Source organism: Sphingomonas sp. LH128 (assembly GCF_000293195.2).
In the GTDB taxonomy this organism is placed as follows: domain Bacteria; phylum Pseudomonadota; class Alphaproteobacteria; order Sphingomonadales; family Sphingomonadaceae; genus Novosphingobium; species Novosphingobium resinovorum_A.
The window spans coordinates 1-15,750 of the sequence record NZ_ALVC01000461.1; the positions used below are offsets into that span (position 1 = coordinate 1).

At 66.0% G+C, this 15,750-nt stretch carries 21 protein-coding genes and 1 riboswitch; of the genes, 9 read left to right on the plus strand and 12 right to left on the minus strand.

What is annotated here, in order from left to right:
• A partial coding sequence (locus LH128_RS28230; RefSeq protein WP_008833118.1) for a lipid II flippase MurJ occupies nucleotides 1-530 on the plus strand: 530 nt, incomplete at its 5' end.
• A 195-nt stretch (nucleotides 531-725) separates the two neighbouring features.
• Nucleotides 726-1,745: a tryptophan--tRNA ligase gene (gene trpS / locus LH128_RS28235; RefSeq protein WP_008833119.1), complete on the plus strand. Its 1,020-nt coding sequence runs from the start codon at nucleotides 726-728 to the stop codon at nucleotides 1,743-1,745.
• 152 nt (nucleotides 1,746-1,897) lie between these two features.
• Here trpS and LH128_RS28240 read toward each other — a convergent pair whose 3' ends face one another.
• Nucleotides 1,898-2,554 carry an MOSC domain-containing protein gene (locus tag LH128_RS28240; protein ID WP_008833120.1) on the minus strand — a complete coding sequence of 219 codons (657 nt, stop codon included), beginning with the start codon at nucleotides 2,552-2,554 and terminating at the stop codon, nucleotides 1,898-1,900.
• Nucleotides 2,555-2,770: 216 nt separating this feature from the next.
• Between LH128_RS28240 and LH128_RS28245 the strand changes: the two genes are divergently transcribed.
• From LH128_RS28245 to LH128_RS33875, 3 genes are all read left to right on the plus strand, one after another.
• Nucleotides 2,771-3,457, plus strand: coding sequence for a DUF4136 domain-containing protein (locus LH128_RS28245; RefSeq protein ID WP_008833121.1), 687 nt, complete (start codon nucleotides 2,771-2,773; stop codon nucleotides 3,455-3,457).
• A 130-nt stretch (nucleotides 3,458-3,587) separates the two neighbouring features.
• Nucleotides 3,588-3,770: a hypothetical protein gene (locus LH128_RS28250; protein ID WP_008833122.1), complete on the plus strand. Its 183-nt coding sequence runs from the start codon at nucleotides 3,588-3,590 to the stop codon at nucleotides 3,768-3,770.
• Nucleotides 3,771-3,775: 5 nt separating this feature from the next.
• Nucleotides 3,776-3,940 (plus strand): hypothetical protein, encoded by a 165-nt coding sequence (locus LH128_RS33875; protein WP_155986275.1) that lies wholly within the window; start codon nucleotides 3,776-3,778, stop codon nucleotides 3,938-3,940.
• A 1-nt stretch (nucleotide 3,941) separates the two neighbouring features.
• On the opposite strand, the gene dut is transcribed toward LH128_RS33875, so the two are convergent.
• The 5 genes from dut to LH128_RS28275 form a co-directional block, all read right to left on the minus strand.
• The gene (dut, locus tag LH128_RS28255; RefSeq protein ID WP_008833123.1) at nucleotides 3,942-4,412 is read right to left on the minus strand and encodes a dUTP diphosphatase; all 471 of its coding nucleotides are present in this window, start codon (nucleotides 4,410-4,412) and stop codon (nucleotides 3,942-3,944) included.
• Nucleotides 4,396-5,754, minus strand: a complete 1,359-nt coding sequence (locus LH128_RS28260) for a bifunctional phosphopantothenoylcysteine decarboxylase/phosphopantothenate synthase (protein ID WP_008833124.1) — start codon at nucleotides 5,752-5,754, stop codon at nucleotides 4,396-4,398. The genes dut and LH128_RS28260 overlap by 17 nt, the downstream gene beginning before the upstream one ends.
• A gap of 37 nt (nucleotides 5,755-5,791) precedes the next feature.
• Nucleotides 5,792-6,955, minus strand: a complete 1,164-nt coding sequence (locus tag LH128_RS28265) for a hypothetical protein (RefSeq protein ID WP_008833125.1) — start codon at nucleotides 6,953-6,955, stop codon at nucleotides 5,792-5,794.
• Nucleotides 6,922-8,499 (minus strand): 2-polyprenylphenol 6-hydroxylase, encoded by a 1,578-nt coding sequence (gene ubiB / locus LH128_RS28270; RefSeq protein WP_008833126.1) that lies wholly within the window; start codon nucleotides 8,497-8,499, stop codon nucleotides 6,922-6,924. The genes LH128_RS28265 and ubiB overlap by 34 nt, the downstream gene beginning before the upstream one ends.
• A 144-nt stretch (nucleotides 8,500-8,643) precedes the next feature.
• Nucleotides 8,644-9,414, minus strand: coding sequence for a class I SAM-dependent methyltransferase (locus LH128_RS28275; protein ID WP_008833127.1), 771 nt, complete (start codon nucleotides 9,412-9,414; stop codon nucleotides 8,644-8,646).
• A gap of 131 nt (nucleotides 9,415-9,545) precedes the next feature.
• Between LH128_RS28275 and LH128_RS28280 the strand changes: the two genes are divergently transcribed.
• Together LH128_RS28280 and LH128_RS28285 are read left to right on the plus strand one after the other, a co-directional pair.
• Complete coding sequence (locus LH128_RS28280) at nucleotides 9,546-9,884, plus strand: hypothetical protein (protein WP_008833128.1); 339 nt, start codon at nucleotides 9,546-9,548, stop codon at nucleotides 9,882-9,884.
• Between the two features lie 61 nt (nucleotides 9,885-9,945).
• Nucleotides 9,946-10,320: a DUF4870 family protein gene (locus LH128_RS28285; protein WP_008833129.1), complete on the plus strand. Its 375-nt coding sequence runs from the start codon at nucleotides 9,946-9,948 to the stop codon at nucleotides 10,318-10,320.
• Here the strand turns inward: LH128_RS28285 and LH128_RS28290 are convergent.
• From LH128_RS28290 to LH128_RS28310, 5 genes are all read right to left on the minus strand, one after another.
• A complete protein-coding gene (locus LH128_RS28290; protein WP_008833130.1) occupies nucleotides 10,317-10,604 on the minus strand; it encodes a DUF1294 domain-containing protein in 288 nt (95 codons plus the stop codon). The two genes, LH128_RS28285 and LH128_RS28290, sit on opposite strands and share 4 nt — an antisense overlap.
• Nucleotides 10,601-11,026, minus strand: coding sequence for an MAPEG family protein (locus tag LH128_RS28295; RefSeq protein ID WP_008833131.1), 426 nt, complete (start codon nucleotides 11,024-11,026; stop codon nucleotides 10,601-10,603). The genes LH128_RS28290 and LH128_RS28295 overlap by 4 nt, the downstream gene beginning before the upstream one ends.
• Before the next feature lie 51 nt (nucleotides 11,027-11,077).
• Entirely contained in the window at nucleotides 11,078-11,602 is a 525-nt protein-coding gene (locus LH128_RS28300) for a hypothetical protein (RefSeq protein WP_155986276.1), read from the minus strand.
• 166 nt (nucleotides 11,603-11,768) lie between these two features.
• Nucleotides 11,769-12,818 carry a ribonucleotide-diphosphate reductase subunit beta gene (locus LH128_RS28305; RefSeq protein ID WP_008833133.1) on the minus strand — a complete coding sequence of 350 codons (1,050 nt, stop codon included), beginning with the start codon at nucleotides 12,816-12,818 and terminating at the stop codon, nucleotides 11,769-11,771.
• Nucleotides 12,819-13,030: 212 nt separating this feature from the next.
• A complete protein-coding gene (locus LH128_RS28310) occupies nucleotides 13,031-13,702 on the minus strand; it encodes a sigma-70 family RNA polymerase sigma factor (RefSeq protein WP_008833134.1) in 672 nt (223 codons plus the stop codon).
• Nucleotides 13,703-13,750: 48 nt separating this feature from the next.
• On the opposite strand from LH128_RS28310, the gene LH128_RS32590 reads away from it, so the two are divergent.
• Together LH128_RS32590 and LH128_RS28320 are read left to right on the plus strand one after the other, a co-directional pair.
• Nucleotides 13,751-13,945 (plus strand): nuclear transport factor 2 family protein, encoded by a 195-nt coding sequence (locus tag LH128_RS32590; RefSeq protein WP_037521824.1) that lies wholly within the window; start codon nucleotides 13,751-13,753, stop codon nucleotides 13,943-13,945.
• Nucleotides 13,946-14,011: 66 nt separating this feature from the next.
• Nucleotides 14,012-14,254: riboswitch (cobalamin riboswitch) on the plus strand.
• Nucleotides 14,255-14,441: 187 nt separating this feature from the next.
• Nucleotides 14,442-15,494: a HoxN/HupN/NixA family nickel/cobalt transporter gene (locus LH128_RS28320; protein WP_008833136.1), complete on the plus strand. Its 1,053-nt coding sequence runs from the start codon at nucleotides 14,442-14,444 to the stop codon at nucleotides 15,492-15,494.
• Between the two features lie 149 nt (nucleotides 15,495-15,643).
• On the opposite strand, the gene LH128_RS32595 is transcribed toward LH128_RS28320, so the two are convergent.
• Nucleotides 15,644-15,750 (minus strand): flagellin (locus tag LH128_RS32595; protein WP_008833137.1); only part of this gene is annotated, 107 nt, incomplete at its 5' end.

The following is a 15,750-nucleotide window of genomic DNA, read 5'->3' on the forward strand; positions in this document are numbered from 1 at the left end:
TCGACGCGGGCGACGTCGCCCGTACGGCCGAGGCGCTCGCGGCCTTCTCGATCGGCCTGCCGAGCTACATCCTCGTGAAAGTTCTGACGCCCGGCTACTATGCGCGGCAGGATACGAGGACGCCGGTACGCTACGCGACGATCTCGATGGTCGCGAACCTCGTCGGCAATCTGGTGCTGATCGTGCCGCTGCAGCACATGGGGCCGCCGCTGGCGACGGCGCTGGCTTCCACCCTCAACGTGGCGATGCTGTACCGCACGCTGGTGAAGCGCGGACATTTCACCGTCGATGCGCGGCTGAAACGGCGCGGACCGAGGCTGGCGCTCGCCGCCGTGGCGATGGGCGCGGCGCTGTGGTTCGGGCAGGACCTGATGATGCCTTATGTGCACGGCACCTGGCTGGTACGCGGGCTGGCGCTGGTCGTGCTCGTTTCGGCGGGCTGCGCGGTCTACGGCATCGCTGCCGTGGCGACCGGCGCCTTCACCCGCGCCGACCTCGCCCTCCTGCGCCGCCGCAAGCGCGCCGCCTGAAGGGTTCCATCGATGCGCGAACGTGCTATGAGCCCCGGCCATGCAGGATCGTGCGATCTTTTTCCCGCCCACGCTGCGCCCCTTTGCGCCGCGTTCATGGCGATGGCGTTCGGTCACCCGCTGACCGTACCTGCATTCGTGCCCTGTACGGGCGCAACCCTCACATCCATCGACAACTGACTTAAGGACGCGACCATGCGTATCGTCTCCGGTATCCAGCCCACCGGCAACCTGCACCTCGGCAATTACCTCGGTGCGATCCGCAACTGGGTGAAGATGCAGGACGAGGTCACCGCCGAGGGTGGCCAGTGCCTCTACTTCCTGGCCGACCTCCACGCGATCTCGATGCCGCACACCCCCGCCGACCTCGCCGCGAACACGCGCGAGATGGTCGCGGCGCTGGTGGCCTGCGGGCTCGATCCCGACCGCTCGATCCTATTCAATCAGGCTCAGGTGCCCCAGCACTCCGAGATGCAGTGGCTGCTCAACGGCACCGCGCGCATGGGCTGGCTGAACCGCATGACGCAGTGGAAGGACAAGGCGGGCAAGAACCGCGAGGGTGCCAGCGTCGCACTGTTCACCTACCCGGTGCTGCAGGCCGCCGACGTGCTGCTCTACCAGGCGACTCACGTGCCGGTGGGCGAGGACCAGAAGCAGCACCTCGAACTCGCCCGCGACATCGCACAGAAGTTCAACAACGACTTCTGTGCGGAAGACGCGCCGCTGTTCACCCTGCCCGCACCGTTCATCCCGCCCGAGGCCGCGCGCATCATGTCCCTGCGTGACGGCACCGCCAAGATGAGCAAGTCCGACCCCTCGGACATGAGCCGCATCAACATGACCGACACCGCCGATGCCATCATGCAAAAGGTGAAGAAGGCCAAGACCGATCCGGAGCCGCTGCCCTCGGAAAAGGGCGGCCTCGAAGGCCGCGCCGAGGCGAAGAACCTCGTTGCGATCTACGCGGTCATGGCGGGCACCACGGTCGAGGCGGTGCTGGCCGAGTTCGGCGGCGAAGGCTTCGGCAAGTTCAAGCCCGCGCTCGGCGAACTGCTGGTCGAGAAGCTGGCGCCGATCAACGCCCGCTTCCTCGAACTGCGCGAGGACCGCGAGCGCCTCGACGCGATCCTGTGCAAGGGTGCTTCCAAGGCCCGCGAACTGGCGATCCCGACGCTGGAAAAGACCTACAACGCCCTCGGACTCGTGCGGGGTTAAAATTCGTCTGGAAAATGCCCGGTGGGCATTTTCGTAGCGGCACCGGGCCCACTCCCCCACCCGACCACCCATAGGGTACTATCGTTGGGTGGTCAGGTGGGGGAGTGGGGCGGTGCCGCCAAATCCGCCTGCCGCGGATTTGCAGACAGGCGCTAAAGCCCCAGCAGCTTCGCGCGTCGCCGGACCCACGGTTCGGCGAGCGCGGAGACTGCGCCCAACGCTTCCAGGCCTTCCGGGTCGCCCTTGTGCTCTCCGGCTATGAGCAGGCCGAAGACGCGGCGTACGCTCCAGTCGGGGAAGGGCCGGTCGATCAGTTCCAGCGCATCGCCCGCACCGACCTCGCCATCCTCGATCACCCGGTAGTACCAGCCCGCCCGGCGCGATTTCACGCACCCGGCGTTGACCTTCGCCCCGTCGAAACGATGATCGAGCTTCCAGCACGGCTGGCGCCCCTGGCTCACCTCGACGAGCGCGCTGCCCATGCGCCAGCGATCGCCGATGAAGATGTCTTCCTCGGTCAGCCCATCGGTCGCGATATTCTCCCCGAAGGCGCCGTAATCGGCCAGCAGCGGATGGTCGCCGATCGCTTCGCGCCACCAGTCATAGTGGTCGTGGGGGTAGTGGTGGATGGCCTTGTCCGGCCCGCCATGGACCGAAAGATCGGCCTGGCTGTCCCCTTCGAGGCCCAGTCGGTAGACCTTCACCCGACCTTGCACCGCCGTCTTGGCGATGGCGCTCGGCTCGTCGGCCGCGCGGAACGGAGCGACCTTGCCGCAAAGTACGGAAAGAATGGGGAACGGACTCGTCATGACCGGGCTTTATTCCTACATGAACGAAACGCGATCAAGTCGTGAAGCCGGCCCGAGGGCGGTGGATGCGAGATGAACCGGCGGAACGGTCCGTCGCTCGTCCAAGTCCATTCAACCTCTATTCAGGGCGTTGATTTCACGACAGTATCGTAAAAGAATCGAAGGCCGCGCCGGAGTGGGGCGTCTGGATCTCTTCGGGTTCGTGGAGCAAAGATGATGACACACCATTCCGGATCGCAGCTCGGCAGGCTGAAAATGGCCGCTGCCGCCGTGCTGCTCATGGCGCTCGCCGCGTGCGCGACGCCGTTCAAGGCCGACGTTTCGCGTTTCGCGACCCAGCTCCCCGCCCCGCAGGGCCAGAGCTTCGCGATAGTCGCGGACAATCCCAAGCTCGCTGGCGGGCTTGAATTCAGCCAGTATGCCTCGATGGTCGGCGATCGCATGGCCAAGCTGGGCTACACCCCGGTGGAAGACCCGACCAAGGCCACGCTGATCGTGCGCTTCGACTACGGCGTCGACAATGGCCGTGAGCGCGTGCGCAGCACTGGTGTGGGCGCAGGCGCGTTCGGCCCGTGGGGCGGCTGGGGTCCCTATGGCGGCGGCTTCTACGGCCGCGGGTTCTACGGTCGCGGCTTCGGCTGGGGCGGCCCGTGGCGCTATGGCTGGTACGACCCGTTCTTCGACAACGGCATTCAGTCCTACACCATCTACACCAGCGGCATCGACCTGAAGATCGACCGCGCCGCAGACGGCCAGCGCCTCTTCGAAGGCAAGGCGGAAGCCGTCTCGACCTCCAATCGCCTGCAGTATGTCGTGCCCAATCTGGTGGAAGCGATGTTCACGAATTTCCCCGGGAACTCCGGAGAGACCGTGCGCATTACAGTCGCGCCCGAGAAGAAATAAGCACGAAATCAGACAGGCTCCCCCCTGCGAAGAGTGGGAGACACCGAGGGACGGGTCCGCTGAAATATTGCGGGCCCGTCCTTTTGCTATGGGGCCTCAGGCGCTATCTGGCGCCCCATAGGATTTGTTGATGCATAATTTCATGGCCATCCTCTCGCAGCTGTTCTGGGGCGTCACCATCGGCGCCTTGAGCGCTGCGTTCGAGACGCTGGCCAAGGGCGCGATGATGCTGGGCGGCCTCGGCGGTGCGGGCTGGTATGGCCTGAAGTGGCGTAAGGCCCGGCGTGAGCGGGACGGCAAGGGCAAGGACTGACGCTTTTGTCCTGGCTCGTTGAATGGATCTTCGAAGGTCTTATCGAAGCAACCGCCGAAGCGATCCACCACCGTTATGGCTGGGGTGGATGCGCCTCGCTGATCCTGTCGCTCGTCGCGGTGATCGGGGCCTTGCTGTGGTGGAGCGGAGTGTTCAGCTCCGCCACCTGAATCAGCTCCCCAGCGCGACCACGCCGCCGGTGGAGCCGAAACCGCCCTCACCCCGCGCCGTCTCGTCAAGTTCCTCGACGGCCACCCACGAGGCGCGCGTCACGGGCGCCAGAACCAGTTGCGCGACGCGGTCGCCGCGGCGAATGTCGAAGCCTTCGGCGCCGTGGTTGATGAGGATGACCTTGACCTCGCCCCGGTAGTCCGAATCCACCGTCCCCGGCGAATTGGGCACCGAAATGCCGTGCTTGAGCGCAAGGCCCGAACGCGGGCGTACCTGAATTTCGTAACCCACCGGGATCGCCACCGAGAGGCCGGTGGCCACCGCATGACGCCCACCGGACGGGATCGTCACGTCCTCGGCCGAGACCACGTCCATGCCCGCCGCGCCTTCGGTGGCGTAGACGGGCAGGTCCAGCCCCTGCCCGTGCGGCAGGACCTTGACCATGACGGGGACTTCATTCGGCGAGTGCATCGGCAATCCTTTCGACGAGGGCGCGCGCGACGTCCCCCTTGGGCATTTCGGGAAGGGAAACCACCTCGTCGGCCATGACGATGTGGACGGTATTGGCATCGCCACCCATGACGTCGCCGGAGACGTCGTTGGCGACGATCCAGTCGGCCCCCTTGCGCACGCGCTTGGCCTGGGCATAGCGGATGACGTCCTGCGTCTCCGCCGCGAAGCCGACGACCAGCGGCGGGCGGCGCAGGCCATGGGCAAGGCCGGCGAGAATATCGGGGTTTTCGGTCAGTTCGAGCGGCGCGATGGCGCCGCCGTCCTTCTTGAGCTTCTGATCGGCCGAGCGCACCACCCGCCAGTCGGCAACGGCGGCAACCATCACCGCAACGTCAGCCGGAAGCGCGGCGTCGACGGCCTCGGCCATCTCCAGCGCGCTCTCGACATCGACGCGATCGACGCCCGGCGGGGTCGGCAGATGGACTGGCCCTGCCACCAGCGTCACCCGCGCGCCCGCCTCGGCGGCGGCGGCAGCGATGGCGAAGCCCTGCTTTCCCGAGGAACGGTTGGCGATATAGCGCACCGGATCGATCGGCTCGTGCGTAGGTCCGGCGGTGACGAGGACGTGCTTGCCGAAAAGCCGCAGCGGCTCGTCGGAGAGCGGGATCAGTTCGAGCGCGCCGGGATCAGTGGCGGGCGCCGCCCGGGCACTGCCCTTGACCGCCAGCGGCGAAGTGCTGGCGGGTATGGCACGCGGCCCGCGCGGGATCATCGTGGCGGAAAGGCCGCCCGGCTCGTCACCGACGATACCTTCGGGGCCATGGCCGAGGCAGCGGGCGATGTGCTCCCAGATTTCCGCCGGTTCGGGCAGGCGGCCTGGGCCGTATTCGCCGCAGGCCATCGCGCCCTCGTCGGGCTCCATCACCTCGACGCCGGAATCGCGCAAGGTCTGAACGTTGCGCTGTGTCGCGGCGTGGAGCCACATGCGCACGTTCATCGCGGGAACCGCGAGCACCGGCTTGTCGGTCGCCAGCAGCAGTGTGGTGGCCAGATCCCCCGCCAGGCCCGCCGCCATCTGCGCGAGCAGGTCCGCCGTCGCCGGGCAGACGACCACGAGGTCGGCCTGGCGGCTGAGCTGGATATGGCCCATCTCGGCCTCGTTCTTGAGGTCCCAGAGCGTCGTGTGGACGGGGTTTTCCGATAGCGCCGCAAGCGTCATCGGAGTGACAAACTTCGCGCCTCCCTCGGTCAGCACGCAAGTCACCGAGCCGCCTTCGCGGCGGATGATGCGCACGAGTTCGCAGGCCTTGTAGGCAGCGATGCCGCCGCCCACGATCAGCAGAATGCGCGGTCCGTTCATGACTGGGGCTTCTGCAACAGCGTGAGCATGGGCGCAATCAGTTTGGCACAGGCCCTTTGGCCGCAGCGACCAGTTGCATCACCGCGCGCGGAGCAAAGACCAGCCCGGCGAACATGACCGGGGCGATCATCGCCCCCCAGTAGAAGTTGTCCCACCGCCCGACGAGCATGAACGCAAGCCCGTATCCGGCGCAAAGCAGGAACCCGACCAGCCCCGAGCGACTGCGCCAGCCGAGCCAGCCGAAAGTCATCAGCACCACCGCAGGACCCGCGAGAAAGTGCGGAAGCCAGCGCAAATTGCTCGACTGCACCACATTGACCAGCCAGCCCGCCATGCCGCGCATGACCAGCCATGCCGGGCCGTGCGGGTCGCTCGGCAGCACGTCCCTCGCGATGATCGAGAGGTGCCAGGCGAGCCCCGCGAAGAATACCGCGATCAGCAGGGCCCACGCCGCGCTTTCGCGCCAGTTGCGGTTCCACAGCGCGAAAGCGGCCATGAGTAGCACGTAAGGCAGCGTCAGTTCACGAATCGCCAGCGCCAGCGCGGCGCAGAGGAAGGCCGCGATCCAGCGCCCGCCCTGTCCCTCCCGGCCGATCCGGTGCAGGCCGAAGGAGAGCGCGATCAGTCCCCCCGCCCACAATTCATGCAACGGAAAATAGTGCCGGTTGAGCTGCAGAGAGGCACCCACGAATACCATAGCGGCACCCAGACGCTGCACACGGCCGCCATCGTCCGTGTCTTCGCCCAGACGGCGCCACCACACCGCGATGATCGCCAACATCAGCGCCATCGCCGCAGCCATCTGCCCGCGCTCGCCGAGCATCGCGTCGATATAGGCCAGCGTCGGCAGGCGCACCGCGATGCCGGGGTTGACCGGATAATTGCGCGCCCTCTGCTCGGGCACGATGAAGTCGTAGTAGTTCTCGCCTTTCTGGATGCGGGCGATGGCGACCTCGTACAGCGCGAGGTCCTCGTCATAGGGCTTGTCCGGGGTGATGACGGCCTGGCCCCCCGCGTCCACCGGCCCTTCGACCGCACCCTCCCACGGCGAGCGATTGCCCGGCTTGTTGGTCGGCGCGATCATCGAGGCGACCAGCACCAGCGCCAGCAGCGCCAGCGCCAGCCGGGCAAGTCCGGGCGAGAGCCGCGCGAAGCGGCCCCTGTCCGTCAGTTCAGAAGAGTCCAGTACGTCAGTGCCCACGCCGCCGCGCCCCCTAGGATTGCGGCCAGAGCATAGCCACCCCAGTGGTTACTTTCGCGTTTACGGCGCTCCCAGATCAGCTCCACCTCCGGCAGCGGGGCCTGTTCCGGCGCGCCGCCCTTGGGCGGGAAGCGGTCCTCGATCCGGCGAACCAGCGCGGGCAGGCGCATCAGCGTCTCGATATCCTCGCGCACCCGGTCGACGATCACCGCCTCGGGGCCGAGTTCATCGCGGATCCAGTCCTTTACGAAAGGCGCCGCGACGTCCCACATGTTGATCTCGGGATCGAGCGCGGTGGCCAGACCCTCGACCATCACCATGGTCTTCTGCAGCAGCAGCAGGTGGGGCTGCACCGCCATGTCGAAATCGCGGGTGATCGCGAAGAGCCCGTCGAGCATCTGCCCGACCGACAGCTCCGACACCGGCTTGCCGCGCATCGGTTCGCCCACGGCACGCAGCGCGGTCGCGAATTCCTCGACCGTGTGATAGCTGGGGACGTACTGCGCCTCGAAGTGGATTTCGGCGACGCGGCGGTAATTGCCGGTGGTCAGGCCGTAGAGGATTTCCGCCAGCCACAGCCGCGCCTGACGGTTGATCCGGCCCATGATGCCGAAGTCGATCGCGACGATCGTGGTATGGCCGTTCTCGCCATTGGGCGCCCCCTGCACGAACAGGTTGCCCTGGTGCATGTCGGCATGGAAAAACCCGCAGGAGATCGCCTGCGTAAGAAAAGTCAGTACCAGCCTGCGCGCGAGCTTGGGCATGTCGTGCCCCGCCTCGCGCAGCGCCGCGAGGTTGCTCATCTTGATGCCGTCGATCCATTCGACCGTCAGCACCGAACCGTTGGTGCGGTCCCAGTCGATGTCGGGGACGCGGTAATCCTCGATCCCCTTCATCGCATCGGCGAGTTCGGAGGCCGAAGCGGCTTCGCGGCGAAGATCGAACTCGCGCTGGGTCCAGCGCTTGAGGTTCGCGATCACGGCACGCGGACGCAACCGCGCCGCCTCGTTGCCAAGCGCCTCGAGATGAGCGGCGGCCCATTCATAAGTCTCGACGTCGTGCGCGAACTGCTCGCGGATGCCGGGACGCAGCACCTTGACGGCGACGTCGCGCCCGTCCGGCGTAACCGCGCGGTGGACCTGCGCGATCGAGGCGGCGCCTACCGGAGTTTCCTCGATCGAGGCGAAGATGCGCTCGAGCGGGCGGCCGAAGGTGCTCTCGATCTGCGCGCGGATCGCCGCGAAGGGCACGGGCGGCAAGCTGTCCTGCAAGGTCAGCAGGTTGTGCGCAGGACCTTCGCCGACGAGGTCGGGCCGGGTGGCGAGCGCCTGCCCCAGCTTGATCGCGGCGGGGCCGATCTCCTGGAAGGCGCCGGCATAGTCGGGCTCGGCCGGCTGGCGCGTGCCGAAGCGCGCGATCCGGCACAGGCGCTTGACCGGCGCCGGGGCATTGCGGTCGTTCTCGATCCCGCGCAGCGCCCCATGGCGCGCGAGGACGCGGCCCCACTTGAGGAGACGCGCGATGTGGACGGGGGTGGTGGTCACTTCTCCCCTCCCGCTTGCGGGAGGGGGCGGGCGCGTCCGAACGCAAGGTCGGCGCCAGCGCCCACCCCGCTGCGACTAGGCAGCAAGCTGCCAAGTCTCACTGCCCCTCCCGCAAGCGGGAGGGGGGAAGCTGCGAAAATCATCTCAGACCTTCCAGCCCGAATGGATCGCGACGAGGCCGCCGAGGATCGGCTCGACCTTGGTATGCTTGAACCCGGCCTTGCGCACCATGCCTTCGAACTCGGGCATCGGCGGGAAACGGCGGATCGATTCGATCAGGTAGCGGTACGATTCCGCGTCCCCGGCGATCATCGAGCCGATCTTCGGGACCAGCTTGTGCGAATAGGCGTCGTAGACTTCCTTGAAGCCCGGCCACTCCGTGGTCGAGAATTCGAGACAGAAGAAGCGGCCGCCGAACTTGAGCACGCGGTGCGCCTCGGCCAGCGCCTTGTCGATGTGGGTGACGTTGCGGATGCCGAAGGCGATCGTGTAGGCGTCGAAGAAGTGGGCGGGGAAGCTCAGTTCCTCGGCATTCTGGCGCGACCACACCAGCGTGTCGATGCCGCGCTCCATGGCGCGCTCGATGCCGACGTCGAGCATGTCCTGGTTGATGTCCGAGACGGTGACCACCGCGCCCTCGGCTTCCATGCGAAAGGCGATGTCGCCCGTACCGCCCGCCATGTCGAGGATCTGCTCATCGGGCCGCGGACGCACGCGGCGCACGAACTTGTCCTTCCACAAGCGGTGCATGCCCACCGACATGGCATCGTTCATCACGTCGTATTTGCGCGCGACGGAGGAGAAGACGGCGCCGACGCGGCTTTCCTTGTCCTCGGCCGCGACGTCTTCATAGCCGAAGGAAACGGTTTCGCTGCCGGTTTCGGGGCCGGCCTGGCCACTGATTTCGCTGCTCATGGCGCAGTCCTCTAAACGGCCGGGCGCGCCTGCGCCACCGCTTTTACCGCAAGGATGTGACGGGATTCGTCATGCACAGGCGCCGCCGCCTGCGGCATTCTTGTCCGCGTCCCCATTCCCGGAGAAACGCGATGGCCGAAATGTCCCTCCAGCCCACCTTCAGCCTCGCGCCCGAGAAGCTGTGGCAGGCGATCAATCCCTGGACCTGGACGTTCGAGGGCTCGCAGGTCGGGCTGGTCAACGTCAACATCGGCGAAACCAGGTACCCCGAGACCGAGCGCGCGATCCTCGATGAAGTCGGCAGTTACGGCCGCCAACTGGGCCGGATCGGCGATGCCCTGGAAGTGCTGATCGCCCATTTCGACACGGCCCGGCTCTCCGAGGCGGAGCGCGACGCATTGACGATCCTTGAAGGCGACCTCGCCAAGATCCGCCGCGTCAAGGCGCGCGAACGGAAGAAGTCGCAGTGAACTTGCCAGCCCGGCCCAATGGAGGCACCCTCCCTTCAGGGGAAAACAGGAGGAAGAACCAATGACCGACTTCGACCCAAGACCCGCGAGTTCGGCGCCCAAGTCGGGTTTCGACTTCAACCAGCCGACGATCATAAACCTGCTCTATCTCGCATCCTACGTGACCGGAGTGACGGGCATCGTCGGCGTCGTGCTCGCCTATGCCTGGCGCGGGGACGCGAAGGCCGCATGGGAGGTGTCGCACTACGAATATGCGATCCGCACGTTCTGGCTGTTCTTCCTCGGCATGGTGGTAGGCACGATCCTGACGCTCGTGCTGATCGGCATCCCGATCCTGATCGCGGTGTCGGTTCTGGTGATCGTGCGCTGCGTGATGAGTATCCTCAACGCGCAGAAGCAGGTGCCGATGCCCAATCCGGGCAGCTGGCTGGTTTAGAACGCCCCGTACGCAAGGTACGCCAGACCCGCCGCCTGCACCGCGGCGATGGTGTGGAGCTGAGCGACGAAGGGTTGCTTGCGCGTCTTGTGCCGGAAGGCCCGGCGCCCAGCATAAGCGCCGGGCGTCCCGCCCGCGAGCGCGAGAAGCAGCAGCCGCGATTCCGGGATACGCCGTTCTCCCCGCCGCGCGCGGGCCTTGTCGATGCCGAAAGCAGCGAAGGCGACGAGGTTGAGCCCCGCCGCCAGCACCCACAGAACGTCCGTCAAATTCAGGCCGGTCACAGGCGGGCGAAGATCGACACCGCAAGGTTGATCCACAAGGCGAGCGTGAACAGCATGCCCAGAACGAAGGCCCCGCCCCGGTGCGCCGGGTTATTGTAGGTCATGTGGATCAGGCTCTGCACCACCCGCGCGGCGACGTAGCCCCAGGCGAAGATCAGCGTCCAGCGTCCCACGACCGCCACCACGAAAGCGGTGAGGCAGGCGGCGTAGAACAGCGTCGGCAGTTCGAACAGGTTGTCATAGTGCCGCACCGCCGCGCGGGCGCTTTCGGGCTCGGGCGGGCCGATGTGCGCACGGTAGTAGTCGGGATCCATCGACTTGATGATACCGGTGCGGGCGACCGCCATGCGCACGAAAGCCACGAACGTCAGCGCGACCACCACCAGCATCGGCAGGAAAATCAGGGTCGGGTTATGGGACATGCGGCGGCCTCCTTCATGATGGTTCCGCGTAAGGGAGCGGGAATCGCCCGGTCAGTTACTGGGCGTTGCAGCCGTATCCGGCGCTACGTCCGCAGGCGCAGCGGCCTCCGGTTCGTCCTGTTCGTCCGGGAGCGGACCACCCTCGGGGCCCAGCTTCTCCCAGTCCTCGTCGGCATCGGTCGGCGGCGGAGGCGGAGCGGAGGCGACGATCGGTTCGGGCTTGAGCCGGGATTTCGGGGTGCGGCTGGCGTAATGATCGGCGCCGTCCTTACTGAAGGCATAGACTTGCGTGAACGGCACACGGTACTCGGCCGTCCCGTCCGAGACGACCACTTCGTTACCGGCGAGGCGTTCAACGGTGCCGATGGCGAAGCCGTCGTCATCGACGAGCGGAAGTCCGTGGACGAGTTCTTCGCGGGACACATTGCGCACGGTGACCGCGTTCTCGTCAAGCAGGGCGCGCTTGCCCGCCTTGCTGTCGGCGGAGACGGGAGCCGACGTCTGGGCGAGCGCCGGCGGGGCGGTGATTGCAGGAGCGAGCGCAAGCGCGCTCAGCAGCAGCATAGTACGGGGCAAGACCGTTTCTCCGGACAGAATTCTCAGGAGAAATGCGCATGAAGCAAGCCGGTTGCCAAGAGCTACCCGCTGCGGGAGGCCGGAAACATCCGGCGAAATACGAGGAATGAGCCCCAATCCGGCGGGAATGGAGGAAAAATTGCCCCCATTCCCGATCCGATACGACTTACTCCGCCGCCACTTCGCCGAACAGGCCGGGCTCAGAACCATCGTCCACCAGCGGCTCGTCGTTCGCGCGCACCTTCTTGCGCGAGTCGAAGTTGGCCCACACGGTGTTCCAGTCGCCGCGGGTGGCGCCCTTCGAATATTCCGTCGAACGGGTCTCGAAGAAGTTGGCGTGCTCGACGCCGTTGAGCAGCGGCTGCAACCAGGGCAGCGGGTGATCCTCGATCAGGTAGATCGGCTTCATGCCCAGCTGGCCAAGGCGCCAATCGGCGATGTAGCGGATGTACTTCTTGATATCCTTGGGCGTCATGCCCGGCACCGGGCCCAGCTCGAACGCCAGGTCGATGAAGTTGTCCTCGAGACGGATCGTGGTCTGGCACTGATCGGCGATATCGTCCTTCACCGCCTTGGTGAGGCAGCCACGCTCTTCGCAGAAGGCGTGGAATAGCTTGATGATGCCTTCGCAGTGCAGCGATTCGTCACGCACCGACCACGAGACGATCTGGCCCATGCCCTTCATCTTGTTGAAGCGCGGGAAGTTCATCAGCATCGCGAAGCTGGCGAACAGCTGCACGCCCTCGGTGAAGCCGCCGAACATCGCCAGTGTGCGGGCGATGTCCTCGTCGTTGTCGACGCCGAATTTCTGCAGGTAGTCGTGCTTGTCCTTGAGTTCCGAGTACTCAAGGAACGCGCCGTACTCGCTCTCGGGCATGCCGATGGTGTCGAGCAGGTGCGAATAGGCCGCGATGTGCACCGTCTCCATGTTGGAGAAGGCGGTGAGCATCATCTTGATCTCGGTCGGCTTGAAGACGCGCGCGTACTTCTCATGGTAGCAGTCCTGCACTTCCACGTCGGCCTGCGTGAAGAAGCGGAAGATCTGGGTGAGCAGGTTGCGCTCATGATCCGAGATGTTCTGCACCCAGTCGCGGCAGTCCTCGCCCAGAGGCACTTCCTCGGGCAGCCAGTGGACCTGCTGCTGGATCTTCCAGTAGTCGTAAGCCCAGGGATATTCGAAGGGCTTGTAGGTCTTGCGGGCTTCGAGAAGGGACATGGGCGGCTCCGGTGGATCGTCTGAAATTGCGTTCGCCCACAACGCTTTCACGCTTGGGCGGAAAGGCCAGAGATAGGCAAGATCGCGCGCAAATCGAGTGCGTGAATCATCTTCCCACAGGAATATGTGGGGGCAAGGAAAAAGTGCAGCCCCAAGGGGTTGTGGGTGTGATTAATTTCGCCGCCCTCGCATGAATCCCCGGATTGTGCCGGTCAGAGGACTTCGGCGACGCCTTTCAGGCTCTCTCGCGGCTTGTCGATCGCCTGCGCTTTCAGCTGATGCACGCGCGGGATCGAAACTTGCAAGACCTCGGCGATCTCGGCGAGGTTCAGTTCCTCCACGAAGTAGAGCTGCACGATCAGCTTGAGCCGGTCCGGCAGGTCGGTGATCGCCGCGATGACCGCGCCGCGCATCTCGGCGTCGACCAGCATCGCGAAGCTGTCAGGCGTTTCCGTCGCGAAAGTCATCCACTGGTCGGAATAGACCTCATCGATCGGCTCGAAACGCATCGGGCGGGCAGCATCCTGCAGCGAGACCAACTCACCCTCGCCCATGCCCATCGCCTGCGCCAGTTCGTCAGGCCGGGGATCGCGGCCGAGCCAGCCCCGAAGCTGCGTCTCCTTGTGCGCCAGCATGCGGCGGCGCTCGGACGTGCCGCGCGTGCCCTGCACGTTGCGGCGCACAAGATCGACCATCGCCCCCCGCACCCGCATCTTGGCATAGGCGGCGAAGCCGTCCTCGGTCGGCAGATCGTGTTTCTGCGCGCATTCGGTGAGCGCGACGAGGCCGACCTCCACCAGATCCTCCAGTTCGATCCCCGGACGCCCGGTGCCGTGAACGTGCCAAGCCGGCCACTTGACCATCGGCAGGAAGCGGCGGACCACGAAGCCCTCTCGCGCACTTGGGACGACCTGTTCGCCACGATGGACGCGATGGTCTTTTTCGCCATGCCAGGCGCGATCCAGGTTTCGGGCGACACCGCCGAGGGCCGCTGCCACGTACGCGAGATCGCCCGGATCGAGGGCAAGGTGATGAAATTCGCCGCCCGCTACTTCGACGACCTCGTCCGCCACGACGGCCGCTGGCGCTTCGCCCGGCGCACATACGCGATGAACATCGCCGAATAGCCCCCTCTTGCGGCGGAGCAGGCGCGCGATTAGGAAGGCCGCGCCGAAGCGTTCACCTTGAGCATTTCGGCGAAAGATCGCGCCGGTGCCCCGCAAGGGGCTTAAAAGGGAACGCGGTGAGGATGTTCTCATCCGAATCCGGGGCTGTCCCTGCAACTGTAAGTGGCGAGCGCGATGCATAGGCCGGTGCCCCGAAGGTGGTCGCCGGCAGCCACTGGGCCGGACGCTGCGACATGCGAGGCCACGGGAAGGCCATGCATCAAGCGATGACCCGCGAGCCAGGAGACCTGCCTGCGTCCGGTCGCTCTTGCCTTGGTCCAGGGGATGGCCGCGGCACGGTAACTTCCGTCTGAGCGACGCAACGTGCGGCGGGGGCCGCATCGGCGCGAGGGACGTCGGGCGCCGCCGCGTCCGTCCGGTGCCTCCCGTGCCGACCGCGCCGAGTGCGCGGCACGCCCCCGTCAGGTCGCCGACGCGAAGACGGATCAGAATGCCGATGTCGCCCGCGAAAACCTCTCTCAAGAGCCGGATAACCGTGCTCTTTTTTCTGCTCGTCGCCGCCAACCTGGTCGTCTGGGGCTGGGCGTTCAGCCTGTTCCACGCCAGCCCGGTGATGCTGGGCACCGCCCTCCTCGCCTGGAGCCTCGGCCTGCGCCACGCGGTGGACGCCGACCACATCGCCGCCATCGACAACGTCACTCGCAAGTTGATGCAGGAAGGCCAGCGCCCGATCACCGTGGGCCTTTGGTTTGCGCTCGGCCATTCCGCCATCGTCCTGATCGCCGCGACCACCATCGCGCTGGCAGCAGGCACTCTCGATGATTTCGAGGCATTCGGCCGTTCGGGCGGGGTGATCGCGACGATCATTTCCGCCTGCTTCCTGTTCCTGATCGCGATCATGAATCTCGCGATCCTGCGCGGGGTCTGGCAACGCTTCGTCGAGGTACGGCGCGGCGGAACGTACACCGAGGAAGACCTCGACATGCTGCTCGCCGGGCGCGGGCTGATCGCGCGAATCCTGCGCCCCGTGTTCCGGCTGGTGCGCCATGCCTGGCACATGGCGCCGCTCGGTTTCCTGTTCGGCCTCGGTTTCGACACCGCCACCGAAGTCGCCATCCTCGGCCTCTCGGGCGCGCATGCGGCGGACGGCGTTTCCCTGGGGTCGGTGCTGGTGTTCCCGGTGCTGTTCGCGGCGGGCATGGCCCTGCTCGACACCGCCGACGGCGTCATCATGTTGGGGGCTTACGAATGGGCCTTCGTCAAGCCGATCCGCAAGCTCTACTACAACATCGTCATCACCGCTATCTCGGCCATGGTGGCGCTGGTGATCGGCTCCATCCAGACCGCCGTGCTGCTCTCGGAGAAATTCGGGCTGGAGGGCGGCGTGTGGTCCGGGGCGGCCTCGCTTTCGGAGCAATTCAACACGCTGGGCTTCCTGATCGTCGGCCTGTTCGTGGTGTGCTGGTTGCTGAGCTGGGCCGTGTACCGCTGGGGCGGTCTGGACACGGTGGAAGTGCGGTCGGCGGCCAGCCCACCCCGCTGCGACTAGGGCGTAAACGAGCAAGTCTCGCCCCCCACCCGCTTGCGGGAGGGGCCGGGGGTGGGTCTTTTGCCACGCAAGAAAGCCCGGCGGTCATGGGGAATCACCGGGCTTTCCGAACCTTCCGGGACAGAAAGGTTCTATATTTCAGTCCGTTATCAGCACAGCAGCGAGAGGATGTTCTCCTGGCTCTGGTTGGCCTGTGCGAGCATCGCGGTGGACGCCTGCGAGAGGATCTGCGCCTTTGCCATCGCGGTGGTTTCGG